11 protein-coding genes are annotated in these 15,769 nt (G+C 73.2%); 6 read left to right on the forward strand and 5 right to left on the reverse strand.

What is annotated here, in order from left to right:
- Positions 1 to 24: 24 nt before the first annotated feature.
- Positions 25 to 1,824: a M4 family metallopeptidase gene (locus ACPT94_RS28805; RefSeq protein WP_360339208.1), complete on the reverse strand. Its 1,800-nt coding sequence runs from the start codon at positions 1,822 to 1,824 to the stop codon at positions 25 to 27.
- A gap of 325 nt (positions 1,825 to 2,149) precedes the next feature.
- Between ACPT94_RS28805 and ACPT94_RS28810 the strand changes: the two genes are divergently transcribed.
- From ACPT94_RS28810 to ACPT94_RS28820, 3 genes are all read left to right on the forward strand, one after another.
- Positions 2,150 to 3,361, forward strand: a complete 1,212-nt coding sequence (locus tag ACPT94_RS28810; protein WP_425247187.1) for a serine hydrolase domain-containing protein — start codon at positions 2,150 to 2,152, stop codon at positions 3,359 to 3,361.
- 152 nt (positions 3,362 to 3,513) lie between these two features.
- Entirely contained in the window at positions 3,514 to 4,908 is a 1,395-nt protein-coding gene (locus tag ACPT94_RS28815; protein ID WP_425247188.1) for a CAP domain-containing protein, read from the forward strand.
- Between the two features lie 386 nt (positions 4,909 to 5,294).
- A complete protein-coding gene (locus ACPT94_RS28820; RefSeq protein ID WP_425247189.1) occupies positions 5,295 to 6,950 on the forward strand; it encodes a serine/threonine protein kinase in 1,656 nt (551 codons plus the stop codon).
- On the opposite strand, the gene ACPT94_RS28825 is transcribed toward ACPT94_RS28820, so the two are convergent.
- On the reverse strand, positions 6,942 to 8,384 hold the full coding sequence (locus tag ACPT94_RS28825) for a serine hydrolase domain-containing protein (RefSeq protein ID WP_425247190.1): 1,443 nt from the start codon (positions 8,382 to 8,384) through the stop codon (positions 6,942 to 6,944). The genes ACPT94_RS28820 and ACPT94_RS28825 overlap by 9 nt on opposite strands.
- Positions 8,385 to 8,480: 96 nt before the next feature.
- Here ACPT94_RS28825 and ACPT94_RS28830 point away from each other — a divergent pair, with 96 nt between their 5' ends.
- Together ACPT94_RS28830 and ACPT94_RS28835 are read left to right on the forward strand one after the other, a co-directional pair.
- Positions 8,481 to 9,455, forward strand: coding sequence for an LLM class F420-dependent oxidoreductase (locus ACPT94_RS28830; RefSeq protein ID WP_360339223.1), 975 nt, complete (start codon positions 8,481 to 8,483; stop codon positions 9,453 to 9,455).
- Positions 9,456 to 9,577: 122 nt separating this feature from the next.
- A complete protein-coding gene (locus ACPT94_RS28835; protein ID WP_425247191.1) occupies positions 9,578 to 10,627 on the forward strand; it encodes a hypothetical protein in 1,050 nt (349 codons plus the stop codon).
- Positions 10,628 to 10,723: 96 nt separating this feature from the next.
- On the opposite strand, the gene ACPT94_RS28840 is transcribed toward ACPT94_RS28835, so the two are convergent.
- Both ACPT94_RS28840 and ACPT94_RS28845 read right to left on the reverse strand, forming a co-directional pair.
- Entirely contained in the window at positions 10,724 to 11,149 is a 426-nt protein-coding gene (locus ACPT94_RS28840; protein WP_360339486.1) for a DUF6328 family protein, read from the reverse strand.
- Between the two features lie 162 nt (positions 11,150 to 11,311).
- On the reverse strand, positions 11,312 to 12,295 hold the full coding sequence (locus tag ACPT94_RS28845) for an aldo/keto reductase (RefSeq protein WP_425247192.1): 984 nt from the start codon (positions 12,293 to 12,295) through the stop codon (positions 11,312 to 11,314).
- Between the two features lie 136 nt (positions 12,296 to 12,431).
- Here ACPT94_RS28845 and ACPT94_RS28850 point away from each other — a divergent pair, with 136 nt between their 5' ends.
- Positions 12,432 to 14,153 (forward strand): cholesterol oxidase substrate-binding domain-containing protein, encoded by a 1,722-nt coding sequence (locus tag ACPT94_RS28850; RefSeq protein WP_360339229.1) that lies wholly within the window; start codon positions 12,432 to 12,434, stop codon positions 14,151 to 14,153.
- A 57-nt stretch (positions 14,154 to 14,210) separates the two neighbouring features.
- Here ACPT94_RS28850 and ACPT94_RS28855 read toward each other — a convergent pair whose 3' ends face one another.
- Entirely contained in the window at positions 14,211 to 15,695 is a 1,485-nt protein-coding gene (locus ACPT94_RS28855; protein WP_360339232.1) for an MFS transporter, read from the reverse strand.
- Between the last annotated feature and the right edge of the window lie 74 nt (positions 15,696 to 15,769).

Raw genomic sequence — 15,769 nt, forward strand, 5'->3', positions numbered from 1 at the left:
GGCGCACCCCCGGTCCTCCCCGCGTCAGCGCCCGCCGGCCGGCGTGTTCGCGGCGGTCACGTTGACGGCGGCCCAGGCCCGGTCGACCGTCCGGTACTCCGTGCCGGCGGCTCCGTAGAGGTCCTTCGCCGCCTTCAGCGTCGCCACGCGCGCGTCGTGGAAGTCGGTCGAGGAGACCATGTAGCGGGTCAGGGCCCGGTAGAAGATCGCGGTGGCCTTGGCGCGGCCGATGCCCTTGACCGGAGCGCCGTCGTAGGTCGCCGAGTCGTAGGCGACCCCGCGGATCGTCTTGCGGCCGCTGCCCTCGGCGAGCAGGTAGTACGCGTGCGAGGAGACGCCGGAGCCGGCGTGCACCTCGGCGTCGTACGTGGCCGGTGACCAGTAGTCGATGGCGCCTTCGAGCTTGTCGAGGGAGGGCTTGTCCAGGCGGCGCAGGAACTTCTGGTCGAGGCCGAGCTTCTCGCCGATCAGGTAGTTCGGCGGGTTCTTGGGGTTGTCGGTGGCGAACTCGACGCCGGCTCCGAAGATGTCGGCGAGCGACTCGTTGAGGGAGCCGGGCTCGCCGTACTGGTTGCCCCGCGTGTCCACGTACGTCGGCTCCAGGCGGGCGGTCGCGTCGACGACGCCGTGGGTGAGCTCGTGGCCGGTGACGTCGAGGACGACGAGCGGCTTCTTGATCGTCCGGCCGTCGCCGTCGCCGTACAGCATGCAGCCGCAGGCCGGGTCCCAGAAGGCGTTGGCGATCCTGGTGCCGAAGTGGACCATGGCGCGGGCGCCCTTGCCGTTGTTCGCGACGCCCTTGCGGCCGAAGGACTTCTTGTAGAAGTCGAGGGTCTTGGTGATGCCGTACTGGGCGTCGACGGCGGCGCTGGCGCGGCTGGAGACGGCGCCGTTGCCCCACTGGTTGGTGGTGCTGGTGAACGCCTTGCCGCGGGCGAAGTTCTCCAGCTCCTGGTTCTTCGCGTCGCGTGTCTCGGTGCCCCAGTGGGTGGGGTCCTTGAGCAGGTAGGCGGCGCGCGCGGTGCGGGTCGTGGTGAGCGGGACCTTGCCGGCGAAGAGGGAGGTGCCGGTTCCGGTGGCCGTGGACGGGTAGCGGGCGGCTGCGCCGGCCGAGGAGGCCGCGGTCAGGCCGGCGGACCGCGGGGCGGTGCCGGTGGCCGGGTCGAGCGTCTCGCCGCGCTCGCGCAGGGCGTCGGTCAGGTGCGGTGAGAGGAACTCGTCGCTGTCGGGCACGTTGCTGCGGACCGTGCCGGTGAGGGCGTCGACGACGACCGTGCGGGAGCCGCCGGCCTCGGTGGTGTCGCTGCCGGTCACGCGGACCCGGTAGGCGAGGGCGCTCGCGCCGCCGCGGGCGTCCACGACGAGTTCGGCGCTCTCCGCCTCGCCCTTCGCGACGGCGGCGGCCTTCTCCTCGGCCTGGTGGGCCGTCAGCTTCGCCCGGGTGACCGCCGGGGTGACGGTGTGGTCGGCGGCCCGGGTGACACCCGCGTAGCCGAGCCGCTCGGTGAGGTGGACGACGAGGTCACCGCCGAGGACGGGCATTCCCTGGTGGGTCCGGACGAAGCGGACGTGCCGTCCGCCCTCCGGGTCGATCATCACGTCCTGGGCCTGCAGGCCGTCGCCCCGGGCGACGCCGGTCGCCGAGGCGTGGGCGAAGGCGGCGGCGCGGGCCGCCCGTACCACGGAGACCGCCTGGGAGGCGGTCGTGGCGGTGGCGGGGGCCTCCCCCGCGGGCCGGGCCGCGAGGGCGGTGCCCGTCAGGCCCGTGGCGGCCGTGGTCACGGCGACGGCGACCGCCAGGCTGCGTATGTGTGCTCTCCGCACTGGTGAGGATTCCTTCTGCGTTCAGGCGGTCGGGGCCTGCCCAACCGCCTTGGGACATGGCGCCGTTGGCGCCAAGGGGGCTGGTCGGCCCCCCGGAGCGCCACCCTTACGGACGAGGCATGTCCATGTAAAGCGGAAATCATCGCTTTTGACCGCTTCCGCCGCGATACTTTGGCCGACCTCTCCGCACAGTGATCAGCGAGTGGCCATCTGTGCGTCGGCTGGGGAGATGTGACGGAACGGAAGAAGGTTGCCTCGCGTGAATGTGACTGATCTCGCATCAGCAAACGACCGGCGGAGACAGCGAAGGACGAGCTCACGGGCGGTGCGCGGGAGTGCGGCGCTCGGGGTGGCGCTGCTGTCCCTGCTGACGGTTCCGGCCCATGCCGCGACCCCGGAACCGCGCCCCGCCACGGCCGCCGCCGCACCGGCGAAGGCCGACCTCGCCGGCCTGCGGAGCGGTCTGCGCACGGCACTGCGCCAGGGCGCGCCCGGCGCGATGGCGCGCCTCGACGACCAGGGCACGGTCCACCAGCTGGCCGTGGGAGTCGCCGACCGGCGGACGGGCCGGGCCATCGGCACCGCCGACCGCTTCCGCATCGGCAGCGTCACCAAGACCTTCTCGGCCGTGGTCCTGCTGCAACTCGCCGACGAGGGCAGGCTCAGCCTGGACGCGCCGGTCGACCGGTACCTGCCGGGGCTCCTGCCCGACGACCGGATCACCGTCCGGCATCTGCTCAGCCACCGCAGCGGCCTGTACGACTACACCAACGACCTGTTCGCGAGCAGCGTCGCCGGCTTCGAGGCCGTCCGCACCAAGGTGTTCACCTACCGTCAGCTGGTGGACCGCTCACTGCGCCACGCGCGCACCACCGCCCCCGGCGGCGCCTACTCCTACTCCAACACCAACTTCGTCGTCGCGGGCATGCTCATCGAGAAGCTCACCGGCCATCCGGTGGGCACCGAGTACCAGAACCGGATCATCGAGCCGCTGAAGCTGCGCGACACCTTCTACGTCCACCCGGCCACCCAGATCCCCGGCCGTCACACCCGCGGCTATCTCACCCCCGACGCCCCCGCCACGGCCCTGGTCGACGCGACGAGCCAGACCGTGTCCTGGGCCCAGAGCGCGGGCGCGCTCATCTCCAGCACCCGGGACATCAACACCTTCCTCTCCTCACTGCAGCGGGGCCGGCTGACATCCCCCGCGGGGCTGAAGCAGATGCGCCGGTGGGTCCCGGCGGGCACCAAGCAGGCGTACGGGCTGGGGCTGCGGCGGCGCGACCTCTCCTGCGGGGTGTCCGTGTACGGGCACACGGGTGCCGTACAGGGCTACTACACGTACGCGTTCACGTCGGACGACGGGCGGCGCACTCTGACCGCGCTCGCGAACGCCTCCAACAACGCGCGCGTGCACAACGCGATGCTCCGCACGCTGGAGTCCGCGTTCTGCGGGACGGCGGCGGGGGCCCGCAGGGGTGTGGTGCTGCCCTACGAGCGGGCGGAGGACATCGCCGCCGCGGGCCCCCGTACCTGACCTCACGACCGACGGACGGACGGACCAGTGGACAAGCCGGCGGACGGACCGGCGGGGGCCGACAGCGGCCGGGAACCCGCCCGCTCTGCCGGCCGTTCTCCGGACAGGCACCGGGCCCCCTGGGGCCCGGACGACGACAGCAGGGCGGCAGGATGAGCGAGTTGGTCCCCGGGGGCAACGTGCCCCTCCCGGGCGGCGCCCTGGCCGTCCGGGTGCCCGGCCCCTTCGACGTCAGCGCGCTGGTCACGGACGACAGCGGCAAGGTCCGGGGCGACGGCGACTTCGTGTTCTACAACCAGCCGACGGCCCCCGGAGCCCGGCTCCGGGGCGACACGCTCACGCTGGACCCTGCCGGTCTGCGGGCCGGCGCCACCCGCGTCACGGTGGTGGTCAGCGCCGCCGAGCCGGGCACCCCGCTGGCCCGCCTGCCCGCCCCCACCCTCCATGTCACCGACCCGCGCGGCCGCCCGCTCGCCCGGTTCGCGCCCCCACCGGCACGGCAGGAGACGGTCCTGCTGCTCGCGGAGGTCTACCGGCGGGGCGGAGGATGGAAGCTGCGGGCGCTCGGACAGGGGTACGCGGACGGACTGGCGGGGCTGGCACGGGACTTCGGGGTGGACGTCGTGGAGGACGAGCCCGCGCCGATGCCCCGGCCCGCTCCCGCACAGCCGTCCGTCACACGCCCCGCCCCCACCCTCCGGGTACAGCCCTCCGTTCCCACTCCCTCCCCCACCCTCCTCGCACAGCCCTCCGGCCCGACCGCCGCCCCCGATGCGGACGGCTTCCTCGCGCTGGTCAACCCCGCGCGTGCCTCGGCCGGTTCCCCTCCCGTCTCCCTCGACGCCCGCCTGGTCTCCGCGGCCCGGTCGCATGCGGCCGCCATGGCCGCGGCCGGGCGGCTCGGCGGCGAGGGAGCGGACGGCGTCTCGGTCCACCAGCGGGTCACGGCCGCCGGATACCAGTACCTCGCCGTGGGCGAGCACCTGGTCTCCGGGCCGCGCACGTCCGCCGATCTCGTCGCCTACTGCCTGCGCGCCGACCGGCCCCGGCGCACCCTCCAGGACCCGGTGTTCACCCACGTCGGCCTCGCGCAGGCCAGGCAGGGACACACCGGCGACACGTACTGGACCGCCCTGTGGGCGAGCCCGCTCACACCGGGCGGGCTCGCCCGGACGGAGGCGGAGGTCGTCGACCTCACCAACCGCGAGCGGGCGCGGGCCGGACTGCGCCCGCTCGCCGTCGACCCGCTGCTCGCCACGGCCGCGCGGGGGCACAGCGCGGACATGGTGGCGCGCTGTTTCTACTCCCACACCTCGCCCGAAGGCGGCCAGCCGTGGGACCGGGCCGCGGCGGCGGGGTCCGGTCGGCGGACGATCGGCGAGAACATCGCCTGCGGGCAGCGCTCCCCCGCGGAGGTGGTGGAGGGCTGGATGAACAGCCCCGGTCACCGCGCGAACATCCTCAGACCCGCCTTCACCCACATCGGCGTCGGCTTCGCGGGCGGCGGCCCGGCGGGCACGTACTGGACGCAGCTCTTCGGCGCCTGACGCCCCGGCGGCCCCCCTGAGGTGGTCCGCGCCTCGTCGGCAACCCGCGGGGCCGCGACCGGTGGTCCGCGGCGGCCGTGCGACGACGACGGACATGTCGTCCCGGGCCGAGCAATTCGGGCCGCGGTGCGAAAGGAAAATCTTCGAGACGGCCTCCGGCGGGAAATGGACCGCCCCCGACGGAGGGATCGCCCGAAGCCACCTCAGGGCCGTTTACCGCTGGTTACACCGCCGGACGGCTCCCGGTAATTTGTTTTCCTCGCACATATGCCCGGCGTTCTTGAATGAAAGACAGGAATCGCGACGGAGTTGCCGTTCCCTTGAACGGATCCCCTCTCGGCGGTCGTACCCATGGGAAAGGTGAGCAGCCGGGGGTTCAGCGAGGGATGACCATGGTCAAGGCGAACGTCTCCACGCACGAGTTGGTCGCCGGGCGGTACCGGCTCCTCGATGTCGTCCATCAGGAGACGAACCGGGTCAGCTGGTACGGGGAGGACGTCGAGGACGCGCGGCCGTGTCTGGTCACCCGCATCGGGCTGCCCGTCGGCCAGAGCGCGGAGGAGGCGGCGCAGGCCGCGCAGGCCGCCGACCGCGTGGTGCGCATGTCCGAGACGATGACGCAGGTGTGCCCCGGCCGGGTCGCCACGGTGCTCGACGCCATGGCCGAGGAGGGTTTCCTGTGGACCGTCACGGAGTGGATCGACGGGCTGCCGCTCGGTCAGCTCCTCGATCAGAAGGGCGGATTCAGGCCTCCCCGGGCGGCGGCGATCGGGCTGGAGCTGCTCGACGTGCTGGAGGCGGCGCACGGCGAGGGCATCACGCACGGGGAGCTGAGTCCCGGCCAGGTGTTCGTGCGGGCCCGCGGCCCGGTCGTCGTCACCGGCTTCGGACTCGCGGGCGCGACGCTCGCTCCGCGCCTGGCGGCCCCCGCGTACGCCTCCCCCGAGCAGGCCCGCAACGAGCGGATCGGGCCGGCGGCCGACCTGTGGGCGCTGGGCGCGATCCTCTACACGATGGTCGAGGGGCGGCCCCCGTACCGGGACCGGGACCGGCCGGAGACGACGCTGAAGGGCGTGGACCGGCTGCCGTTGCGGACGCCGCTGCGGGCCGGTCCGCTGGGCCCGACGGTGCAGGGACTGTTGCGCAAGGACTCGCGGGAGCGGCTCACCCGGCCGGTGGTGCGGCAGGCACTCGCCCGCGTCCTGGACGAGGACCCGCACGCGATGAGCACGCCCCCGCTGCGGCGGGCGTTCGCGATCACCCGGCTGGTCGGTCCGCCGTGGAGCGGCCGGGCGATGGCGGCCGGGACGGCGCTGGCCGTCGTCACGGTGGCGGTCGCCGCGCTCGCCACGACCGGCCAACTGCCCGGCACCGAGGAGACGGCGTCCGGCGGCGCGCAGGCCCGTCCCTCCGCCTCCCCGACCCCGGCCCCGACCGGCGACGACGTCGGCGACAGAGTCACGGACTCGCCGGACCCGACGCCCACCGCCACCGTCACCCCGTCGTCCCCCGCCGCGCCGCCGAGCCCCCCGGCCACCTCGCCCTCCCCCTCCCCCTCGCCCTCCACCGACGCCCTGCCGGCCGGTTTCCGCGTCTACCGCGCGCCGGAGGGCTTCTCCGTCGCCCTGCCCGACGGCTGGAAGCGGCTGGACACCTCGCGCAGTTCCGACCTCGCCTACCGCGTCACCTTCGGTGCGTCCGGCGACCCGCGCACGCTCGCGGTCACCTACAGCGAACGGGTCGGTCCCGACCCGGTGGCCGTCTGGCGCGAGACCGTCGAACCGGGCCTGCGCCAGGAGTACGGCTTCCGGCGCATCGGTGACATCGAGGCGACGACGTACCAGGGGTACAAGGCGGCCGACATGGAGTGGCTCGTCGACGTCGACGGCACGCGGGTGCGCACGTTCGGCCGCGGCTTCCTCCTCGGCGGACACCGGGGCTTCTCGCTGCGCTGGTCGACACCCGCCGCGGACTGGGAGAAGGCCGCGAACCAGCAGGCCCTGACCACGTTCCTGAAGACCTTCCGGCCCGGCTCAGACTGACGGGCGTGGCGCGCGCAGCCGGCGCAGCGGCCCGCCGTGCAGCGGCTCGGTGGCCCAGCGTGCCGTGAAGGTCCGCCCGGCGAGGGAGCACGTCACCCGCAGCCGGTGCGGGGTCTCCAGGAACGTGACGTCGACGACGAGGGTGGCGCCGTCGGTCCAGCCGCCGCTCACCGCGGTCGGCACCGGCTCCTCGGCCACGCTCCAGCCGCCGGAGTCCAGGCGCAGGCCCAGCCGGCCGCTCTCCTCCACGAGGGTCAGCGTCCAGCCGTCCGCGTCCGCCGTGACGACGGCGCCGGTCAGGCTCGGCTGGTCGGCGCAGACACCGCCGTACGGAGTGAACTCCGCGGCCGACCACTGGCCCGCCCGGTCCGGCGGCGCGGGCTTGCCGGGGGCCGGCGGCAGGGCGAGGCGGGCGAGGCGGTCGGCGAGGGCCGCGTCGACGGCGTCCCGACCGGTCAGCGCCCGCGGCCCGAAGGCCGGCAGCAGGTGCTGCCATACGAGGTCCAGCACGGCCTGCAGGTCGGTGGTCGCCGAGGTGATGGCGATGACGGCGTCCTGCTCGGGCAGCACCAGGCAGAACTGGCCGTAGGCGCCGTCGCCGCGGTAGCCGTGCCGCGACTGCCAGAACTGGAAGCCGTATCCCTGCTGCCAGTCCGGCTGCTCGGTGTCCTCGACGGCCCCCGCCGTCGGGACGAGCGCGCTGGTCGCCTCGGCCACCCACTCCCGCGACAACAGCCGCTTCCCCTCCCACACGCCCTCGCGCAGGTACAGCAGGCCGAGCCGGGCGATCGCGTCGGTGGTGCCGTGCAGGCCGCTGAAGCCCACCTCGCGGCCGTGCCAGGTCAGCCAGGCGACGTCGCCGATGCCGAGCGGATCGAGCAGGCGCGGGCGCAGGTAGTCGGTGAGCGACTGGCCGGTGACCCGCTGGAGGATCGTGGCGAGGGTGTACGTGGCGGGCTGGTTGTAGGCGAACACCGTGCCGGGGTCGCGCTCCGGCGGCAGCAGCAGGAAGCCGCGGACCAGCTCGTCCGAGTCCAGCGCGGCCGCCCGTTCGTAGGTCTCGTCCTCGTGCCCGCTCGCCATCGACGCCACGTGCCGCACCCGCATCGCCCGGCTGCGCGGGTCGGTGATGTCGGCCTCGAACTCCGGGAAGTAGGAGATCACCGGGTCGTCGAGCCGGATCAGCCCCTCCGCCACGGCGAACCCGGCGGCCGTGGCCGTGAAGCTCTTGCTGAGCGAGTACAGCAGATGGAGGCGGTCGGGGGCGTACGGCGCCCACCAGCCGGCGGCGACGACGTGGTCGTGCCGCAGGATCATCAGGCTGTGCGGCTCGATGTGCCCGGCCGCGTCGACGGCGTCGAGGAACGCGAGGACGCCGGAGGCGTCGACACCCTGGACGGACGGAGTACTCGAAGGCAGCGGACGCACGGTCATGCCCGCATCCTTCCCCGTCGGCCGGGGGCTCATCGACCGGTTTTCTCCGGCCCCCCTGGCCGGTTTCCTCCCCTGCCCGCCGGGGACTCGGCACCCATGGTGCGAATCGGATACACGATGATGACCGAACAGGCCGGCCCTCGTGAACTGGTCGACCACCTGGTGCAGGCCGAGGAGGCCGGATTCGACTTCTCGGTGACGTCGGACCACTACTTTCCGTGGCTGCGCTCACAGGGCCACGCGCCGTACGCGTGGAGCGTGCTGGGCGCGGCCGCGCAGGCGACGTCCCGCATTCCGCTGATGACGTACGTGACGTGTCCGACCGTCCGCTACCACCCGGCGATCGTCGCGCAGAAGGCGGCGACGATGCAGCTGCTGTCCGAAGGCCGCTTCCGGCTCGGGCTCGGCTCCGGGGAGAACCTCAACGAGCACGTGGTGGGCGGCGGTTGGCCCTCCGTGGACGTACGGCACGAGATGCTCGAGGAGGCCGTGGAGATCATCCGCGCGCTCTTCGAGGGCGGTCATGTGACACGGCACGGCACGCACTTCGACGTGGAGTCGGCGCGGCTGTGGGACCTGCCCGAGGAGCCGCCCGAGATCGGCATCGCCGTCTCCGGGGAGCAGTCGTGCAGGCTCGCGGGCCGGCTGGCCGATCTGGTGATCGCCACCGAGCCCAAGGCGGGCCTGCTGGAGGCGTTCGACCGGCACGGCGGCTCGGGCAAACCGCGCGTGGGCCAACTGCCGGTCTGCTACGACGCCGACCGGGACACCGCCGTGAAGCGGGCGCACGCGCAGTTCCGCTGGTTCGGCAGCGGCTGGAAGGTGAACTCCGAACTGCCGCATCCCGACTCCTTCGAGTCGGCGACCCAGTTCGTGACCCCCGACGACGTCGCCGCCTCGATCCCGTGCGGGGACGACCCGGACGACTTCGTCGAGGCCGTACGCCCGTACGCGGAGGCCGGGTTCACCGAGATCGCCCTGGTGCAGATCGGCGGCGACTCGCAGCCGGCGTATCTCGACTGGTCGGAGAAGACGCTGCTGCCCGCGCTGCGCGACGCGTTCGGCGGCTGACGCGGTCCACGGCAAGGGCCTCGGACCTGCCCCGCCGTCGCCGACAGGTCCCCTAGGCTGCTGGTCGGCACCCTCGCATTCCCGAGGTGTGCGTTCCAGCAGCCTGTACAGGAGAGTCATCCGTGACCCTTGCGATCGACCCGTCCGCGATCGACCCGTCCGGGACGTCCGCCGGCCCGTCCTCCGCTCCCCTGTCCGACCTCGTGGCGCGGGACGCGCGTGAGTTCGGCGTGTACGCGCGCACCGGCGGGTGGGCCTTCGGGCTGATGGTGGCGCGCAGCGTCCGGCCGGGCGGGCAGAGCGCGGACGAGACGCCGAAGGTGTCGGCGAAGGAGTTCGCCGAGCTGGCCGGCTGCTCCCCCGAACGGGTCATGCGCTACTACAAGGCCTGGGACCGGGCCGCCGACGACGGTCTCGTCCCGCACTTCGAGGAGCTGGCCCCGGGCCAGGAGGTGGAGCTGCCCGACGCCGACGTCTGGCTGACGTACTACGTCTCCCGCTCCAGCGCCACCTCCGAGCGCGGCACCGCGATCGCGGAGGCCGCCGAGGCGGAGGGCATCCGGCCGACCAAGGCCCTGGAGGTCGCGGAGAATCCCACCGCCCTGCGCGCCGCGATCCTCGCCGACCCCTCCACCGCCCGGGCGGCCCGTGCCGCGCTCCTGGACCGCGTCAAGGAGGACCCGGAGCTGCAGACCGAGCTGGCGCGCGACGTCGTACGCACCGACGACCTGAAGAAGGCCGTCGCCAGCGAGAGCCGTTCCGCGGACCGTATCGGCTACGTCCGCCAGATCGCCGAGTCCGGGCAGATCAGGACGCCCGCGGGGCAGACCGTCGACGCGCCCGCCGCACTGCGTCAGGAGGCCGAGCGGCATCTGTCGCTCATCGACGAACTGGACGAGGACGAGGACGCCGGCGAGTGGGCGAGCGAGGCCTACGACACCCTGAAGGGCCTTGTCGTGGAGGCCGTGGAGGCCGACCCCGAGCTGCGGGTGCAGGAGCGGCGCACGAAGTTCTACAGCAGCCTGCAGAAGGCGACGAAGGTGTTCGAGGAACTGACCTTCGACGACGCCCAGGACTTCTACGAGGACGACATGGTCCAGCAGTTGGAGGAGCTCCAGCAGGCGATCGGCAGCTGCATCACGGCGCTGCGCGGAGCCCGGGGCACGCACTGAGCGCACGGCCGGGCGGGCGCTGAGCAGTGCCCGCCCCCGACGGCCGCACGGCTGTCGGCCTCACCGCCCTCACCGCCACCGCGTCCTTCACCGCCGTCACCGCGTCGTGTAGCGGCGCCGGGTCCACAGCGGCAGCGCGTACCAGCACAGCACGTACCACAGGACCACGGCCGCCACCAGCCAGGGGACGTAGTCGTCGTGGGTGGCCACGCGCAGGACGAGCAGCAGCGCGGCGGTCATGGTGGCGAGCAGCAGGAGCAGGCCCACGAAGGTCAGCCGGGAGGCCCACCGCACCGCCTGCGGCTTCACCCGCCGCCCGGAGACCAGCCGGTGCAGGGAGACGGGGCCGATCAGGGCGCCGGTGGCGCACGCGCCCAGCACGACCGTCACGATGTAGATGGTCTGGTCGGTGTCGCCCAGGCCCGCGTAGCGCGGCGTGAACACGACCGTCAGGAGGAAGCCGAAGAGGATCTGGACGCCCGTCTGGGCGACGCGGACCTCCTGGATCAGCTCCCCCCACATGCGGTCGGCTCTCTCCTCCTCGGTCTCGTTGCGTCCCCTGCGCCGCTCGACGCCGTCTCCGATGCTCGTCACCAGTCCTCCCGGTTCGAGTGACCCTTCCGTCTTCTCTCCCCGCGAGTACCCGCCGAGCGGCGATGTTCTCCGGTCGCCGCCCGGGGCCGGCTACCAGCGTCCTTCGACCTGTTCCCTGATCCGCCGCTCGTACAGGTCCCGGATCGCCGTCAGCGTCTCCTCGGACAGGCCCGGCAGCTTGGCGGCGGCCGCGTTGGCGCGGGCCTGCTCGGGCGAGCGGGCGCCCGGGATCACGGTGGTCACTCCGGGCTGCTGGATGATCCAGCGCAGTGCCACCTGGGCCGGGGTGTATCCCTCGGGGGCGAGGGCGGCGAACTCGGCGGCGGCCTCGACGCCGGTGGCGTAGTCGACGCCGGAGAAGGTCTCGCCCTGGTCGAAGGACTCGCCGTGCCGGTTGTAGGTGCGGTGGTCGTTCGCCGGGAAGACGGTGTCCTTGGTGTACTTGCCGGAGAGCAGGCCGGAGGCGAGCGGGACCCGGGCGATGATGCCGACGCCGGCCTCCCGGGCCGCGGGCAGCACCTCGAGGAGGGGCTTCATGCGGAAGGGGTTGAGAATGATCTGCACGCTCGCCACGCCGGGCCGGGCGATCGCGGTGAGGGCCTCGGCGCAGGTCTCCACGCTGACGCCGTAGTGCGCGACGCGCTCCTCCTCGACCAGGGTGTCGAGGGCGTCGAACACCTCGTCCGAGGAGTAGACGGGGGTGGGCGGGCAGTGCAGCTGCACGAGGTCGATGCGGTCGACGCCGAGGTTGCGGCGGGAGCGGTCGTTCCAGGCGCGGAAGTTGTCCAGGACGTAGTTCTCGGGGATCTGCTCGACGCGGCGTCCCATCTTGGTGGCGACCAGCACGTGCAGGTCGGGGCGGCTGCTGAGGAAGGTGGCGATGGTCTGCTCGCTGCGTCCGTCGCCGTAGACGTCGGCGGTGTCGAAGAAGGTGACCCCCGACTCGGCCGCCGCCTCCAGGACCTTCAGTGCCTCCTTGTCGTCGACGTCTCCCCAGTCGGCGCCCAGCTGCCAGGTGCCGAGACCGACGACGGATGCGTGCTGACCAGATCTGCCGAATTCGCGCTCGTCCATGGCGTCAGTCTGTCATCCGCCCCGGCCTTGCACGGAACCGGCCGCTCCGGCCCGTCACCTGTGAATCTTTCACCCACACGGGTGCGGATGTTCGACAGTTCGGTCCCCCGTGCCGACCGGCGCCTAGCGTGAACGCGTGACTGATCGTTCAGTGAGCAACCACCAGCCGGACGACACTTCGTGGACCCGCCGCGGCTTCCTGCGCACCGCGGCCGCCCTGACCGCCGTGCCCTGTCTGATCGCGGCGGACCCGGCCGTCGCGGCGCAGGAGCTGCCGGACTTCCCGGCGGACGTGTCCCTCTCCCGTACGGCGTACCGCAACTGGGACGGCGAGATCACGGCGACCGGGCTGTGGGCCTGCGCCCCCGACGGCCCCGACCAGGTGGTCGCCGTCGTCAACTGGGCCTGGCGCCACGGCTGGACGGTGCGTCCGCGGGGCGCCGCGCACGGCTGGTCGCCCCTGACGATCCCGGCGGGGACGCCGTCGGACGCCCGGGTCCTGCTCGTCGACACCGCCCCGCGTCTGACCGGCCTGACCCTGGAGTCGGCCGACGAGGTCCGCGCCGGTACGGGGGTGACGCTGGAGAGTCTGCTCACCTTCCTCGAGAAGCACGGCCTCGGGGTCACCGCCTGCCCGGCGCCCGGCGACCTCACGCTGGGCGGTGCCCTGGCCGTCGACGCGCACGGCACCGCCGTCCCCGCGCGGGGCGAGGCGCGGCTGCCGGGGCACACCTACGGTTCGCTCAGCAACCTCGTGCTGTCCCTCACGGCCGTGGTGTGGGACGCCGGCAGTGACGCGTACGTGCTGCGGACCTTCACCCGCGACGAGGCGGACTGCGCGGCTCTCCTCACGCATCTCGGGCGCTCGCTGGTCACGGAGGTGACGCTGCGGGTCGGGCCGAACACCGACCTGCGCTGCGTCAGCCGTACGGACATCCCGGCGGGCGAGCTGTTCGCGGCCCCCGGGTCGGGCGGGCGAACCCTGGCGAGTTTCCTGGAGTCGGACGGGCGGGTCGAGGCGATCTGGTTCGCGTTCACCGAGGCCCCGTGGCTCAAGGTGTGGTCGGTCGAGCCGGCCAGGCCACTCACCTCACGGCGCGTGACGGGCCCGTACAACTACCCGTTCTCCGACAACGTGCCGAAGCCGGTCGCGGAGCTCGCCGGGCGGATGGTCTCGGACGCGGCCTGGTACCTGGCGCCGGTGCTGGGCAACGCACAGCTCGACGTGGCCGCGCTGGGGCTGGTGACGACAATGTCCGCGGACATCTGGGGGCCGTCGAAGAACACGCTGCTGTACATCCGGCCGACGACGCTGCGGGTGCACGCCAACGGATACGCGGTGCTCACCGGCCGGGACCAGGTGCAGCGCGTCGTCTCCGAGTTCACCGCCTTCTACCGGGAGCGGCTGAACGCCTACGCGGCGCTCGGCCGCTTTCCCGTCAACGGCTCGGTGGAGATCCGCGTCACCGGCCTCGACGACCCGGCGGACGCCGAACTGGCCGGTGCCCGGGCGCCGTCGCTGTCCGCGTCGCGCCCGGTGGCGGAGCATCCCGAGTGGGACACGGCCGTGTGGCTTGACGTGCTGACCCTGCCGGGGACGCCCTACGCCGACGCGTTCTACCGCGAACTGGAGCGGTTCCTGCTCTCGACGTACGACGGGACCCATGCCCTGACCCGGGTGGAGTGGTCCAAGGGCTGGGGATACACGGACGAGGCCGCCTGGAGCGACGCGGAGGTGCTGGGGACGACGGTGCCGGAGTCCTTCGGCGAGGTGTTCGGCCAGGCGGCGGGCACGCTGGAGCGGCTGGACCCGCACCGGGTGTTCCGCGCGCCGCTGCACGGGCGGCTGTTCCCGTAGGGCGTGAGGCGGGTACGCGCCGTCGGCCCGTGGCGAGGGCCGGCCCGGCGCGCAGGCTCATGCTCCCTCCATCGCCCCGTCCTCGACGGTCCGGGTACGGCCACGAACCCGCCGTCTGCCCTCCGCCTCCGGATCACCGGGGATCGTCAGCGCCACCGCGCACGCCGCCAGGGCACCCGCGCCCGCGACGCCGAAGGCCAGCACATAGCCGTGCAACGTCGGCACCGGCGCGCCCCCGACGAGGCCGGTGTGGTGCACGAGGACCGCGGCGACGGCGGCGCTGGAGGCGGCCTGCCCGATCGTGCGCATGAGCACGTTGACGCCGTTCGCGGAAGCGGTCTGCTCGGCCGGGACGGCGCGCAGGACCAGCGCGGGCAGCGCCGAGTAGGAGAGGGTGGTGCCGGTCGCCACGACAGCGGCCCCCACGATGATCACCCAGAGGTCGCGGCTGTCGACGACGCGCACGGCGTACCCGGCGGCGATCACGGCGGCCCCGAGGGTGAGGGTGACGCGCGGACCGCGGGCCTCGGAGATACGGGCGGCGAGCGGGGAGACGAGCAGCATGACGATGCCGCCGGGCAGCAGCACCAGGCCCGTCTGGACGATGGACAGCCCGAGGCCGTAGCCGCTGGCCTCGGGCGCCTGCACCAGCTGGGCCGTGACCAGCGAGTTGGCGTAGAACGCGAAGCCGGTGACGAGCCCGGCCACATGGACGAGGCCGACACGGGGGCGTGCGGCGAGCCGCAGGTCCACCAAAGGTTCGGTCGTGCGCAGTTGCTGCCGCCACCACAGGCCCAGTACGACCACGGCGCCGAGGAACAGGGCCCGGATGGGGACGCTGCCCCAGCCCCACTGGCCGCCCTGGGAGATGGCGAGGAGCAGGCAGATCAGTCCGGCGGCCAGCCCCAGCGCACCCGTCACATCGAACCGTCCGGGCCGGCGCACCGGCGACTCCGGCACCGCGCACCGGATCAGCGCGACACCGGTCACACCGAGGACCGAGGTCACCCAGAACATCACGTGCCAGTTGGTGTACTGCACCACCAGCGCCGCGGCCGGCAGCCCCAGCGCGGCGCCGGTCCCGACGGTGGCGCTCATCAGCGCCACCGCCGAGCCGCGGCGCTCCGGCGGGAGTTCGTCGCGCAGGATGCTGATCGACAGCGGGACGACGGCGGAGGCGGCTCCCTGGAGGGTGCGGGCCACGATCAGCACACCGATGTCGGAGGTCAGGGCGCAGATCACCGAGCCGACGGTCATCAGGCCGAACGACAGGAGCAGCACCCGCCGCTTGCCGTACATGTCCCCGGCGCGGCCCAGGACCGGGGTGAGGACGGCGCCGGACAGCAGGGAGGCCGTCACCGTCCAGGAGACCGCCCCCGCCGAGGCGCCGGTCAGGCGCGGGAGGTCGGGCAGCAGGGGGATGACGACGGTCTGCATGACGGCCATGAGGGTGCCGCAGTAGGCCAGGACCGGGATGGTGAGGCGGGACCGCAGGCCGGCGGAGCCCGTGGTGGGGGCTGTTATCGGAGCAAGGGACGGCATGGGCACTCCAGCGGCCGGCGGAGAAAGAGGGTGAATGGCAATTCAACGTAACGACGAACTGCCATTCCCCCCAC

The sequence above is a fragment of the Streptomyces aurantiaciflavus genome, from assembly GCF_049808595.1.
In the GTDB taxonomy this organism is placed as follows: Bacteria; Actinomycetota; Actinomycetes; order Streptomycetales; family Streptomycetaceae; genus Streptomyces.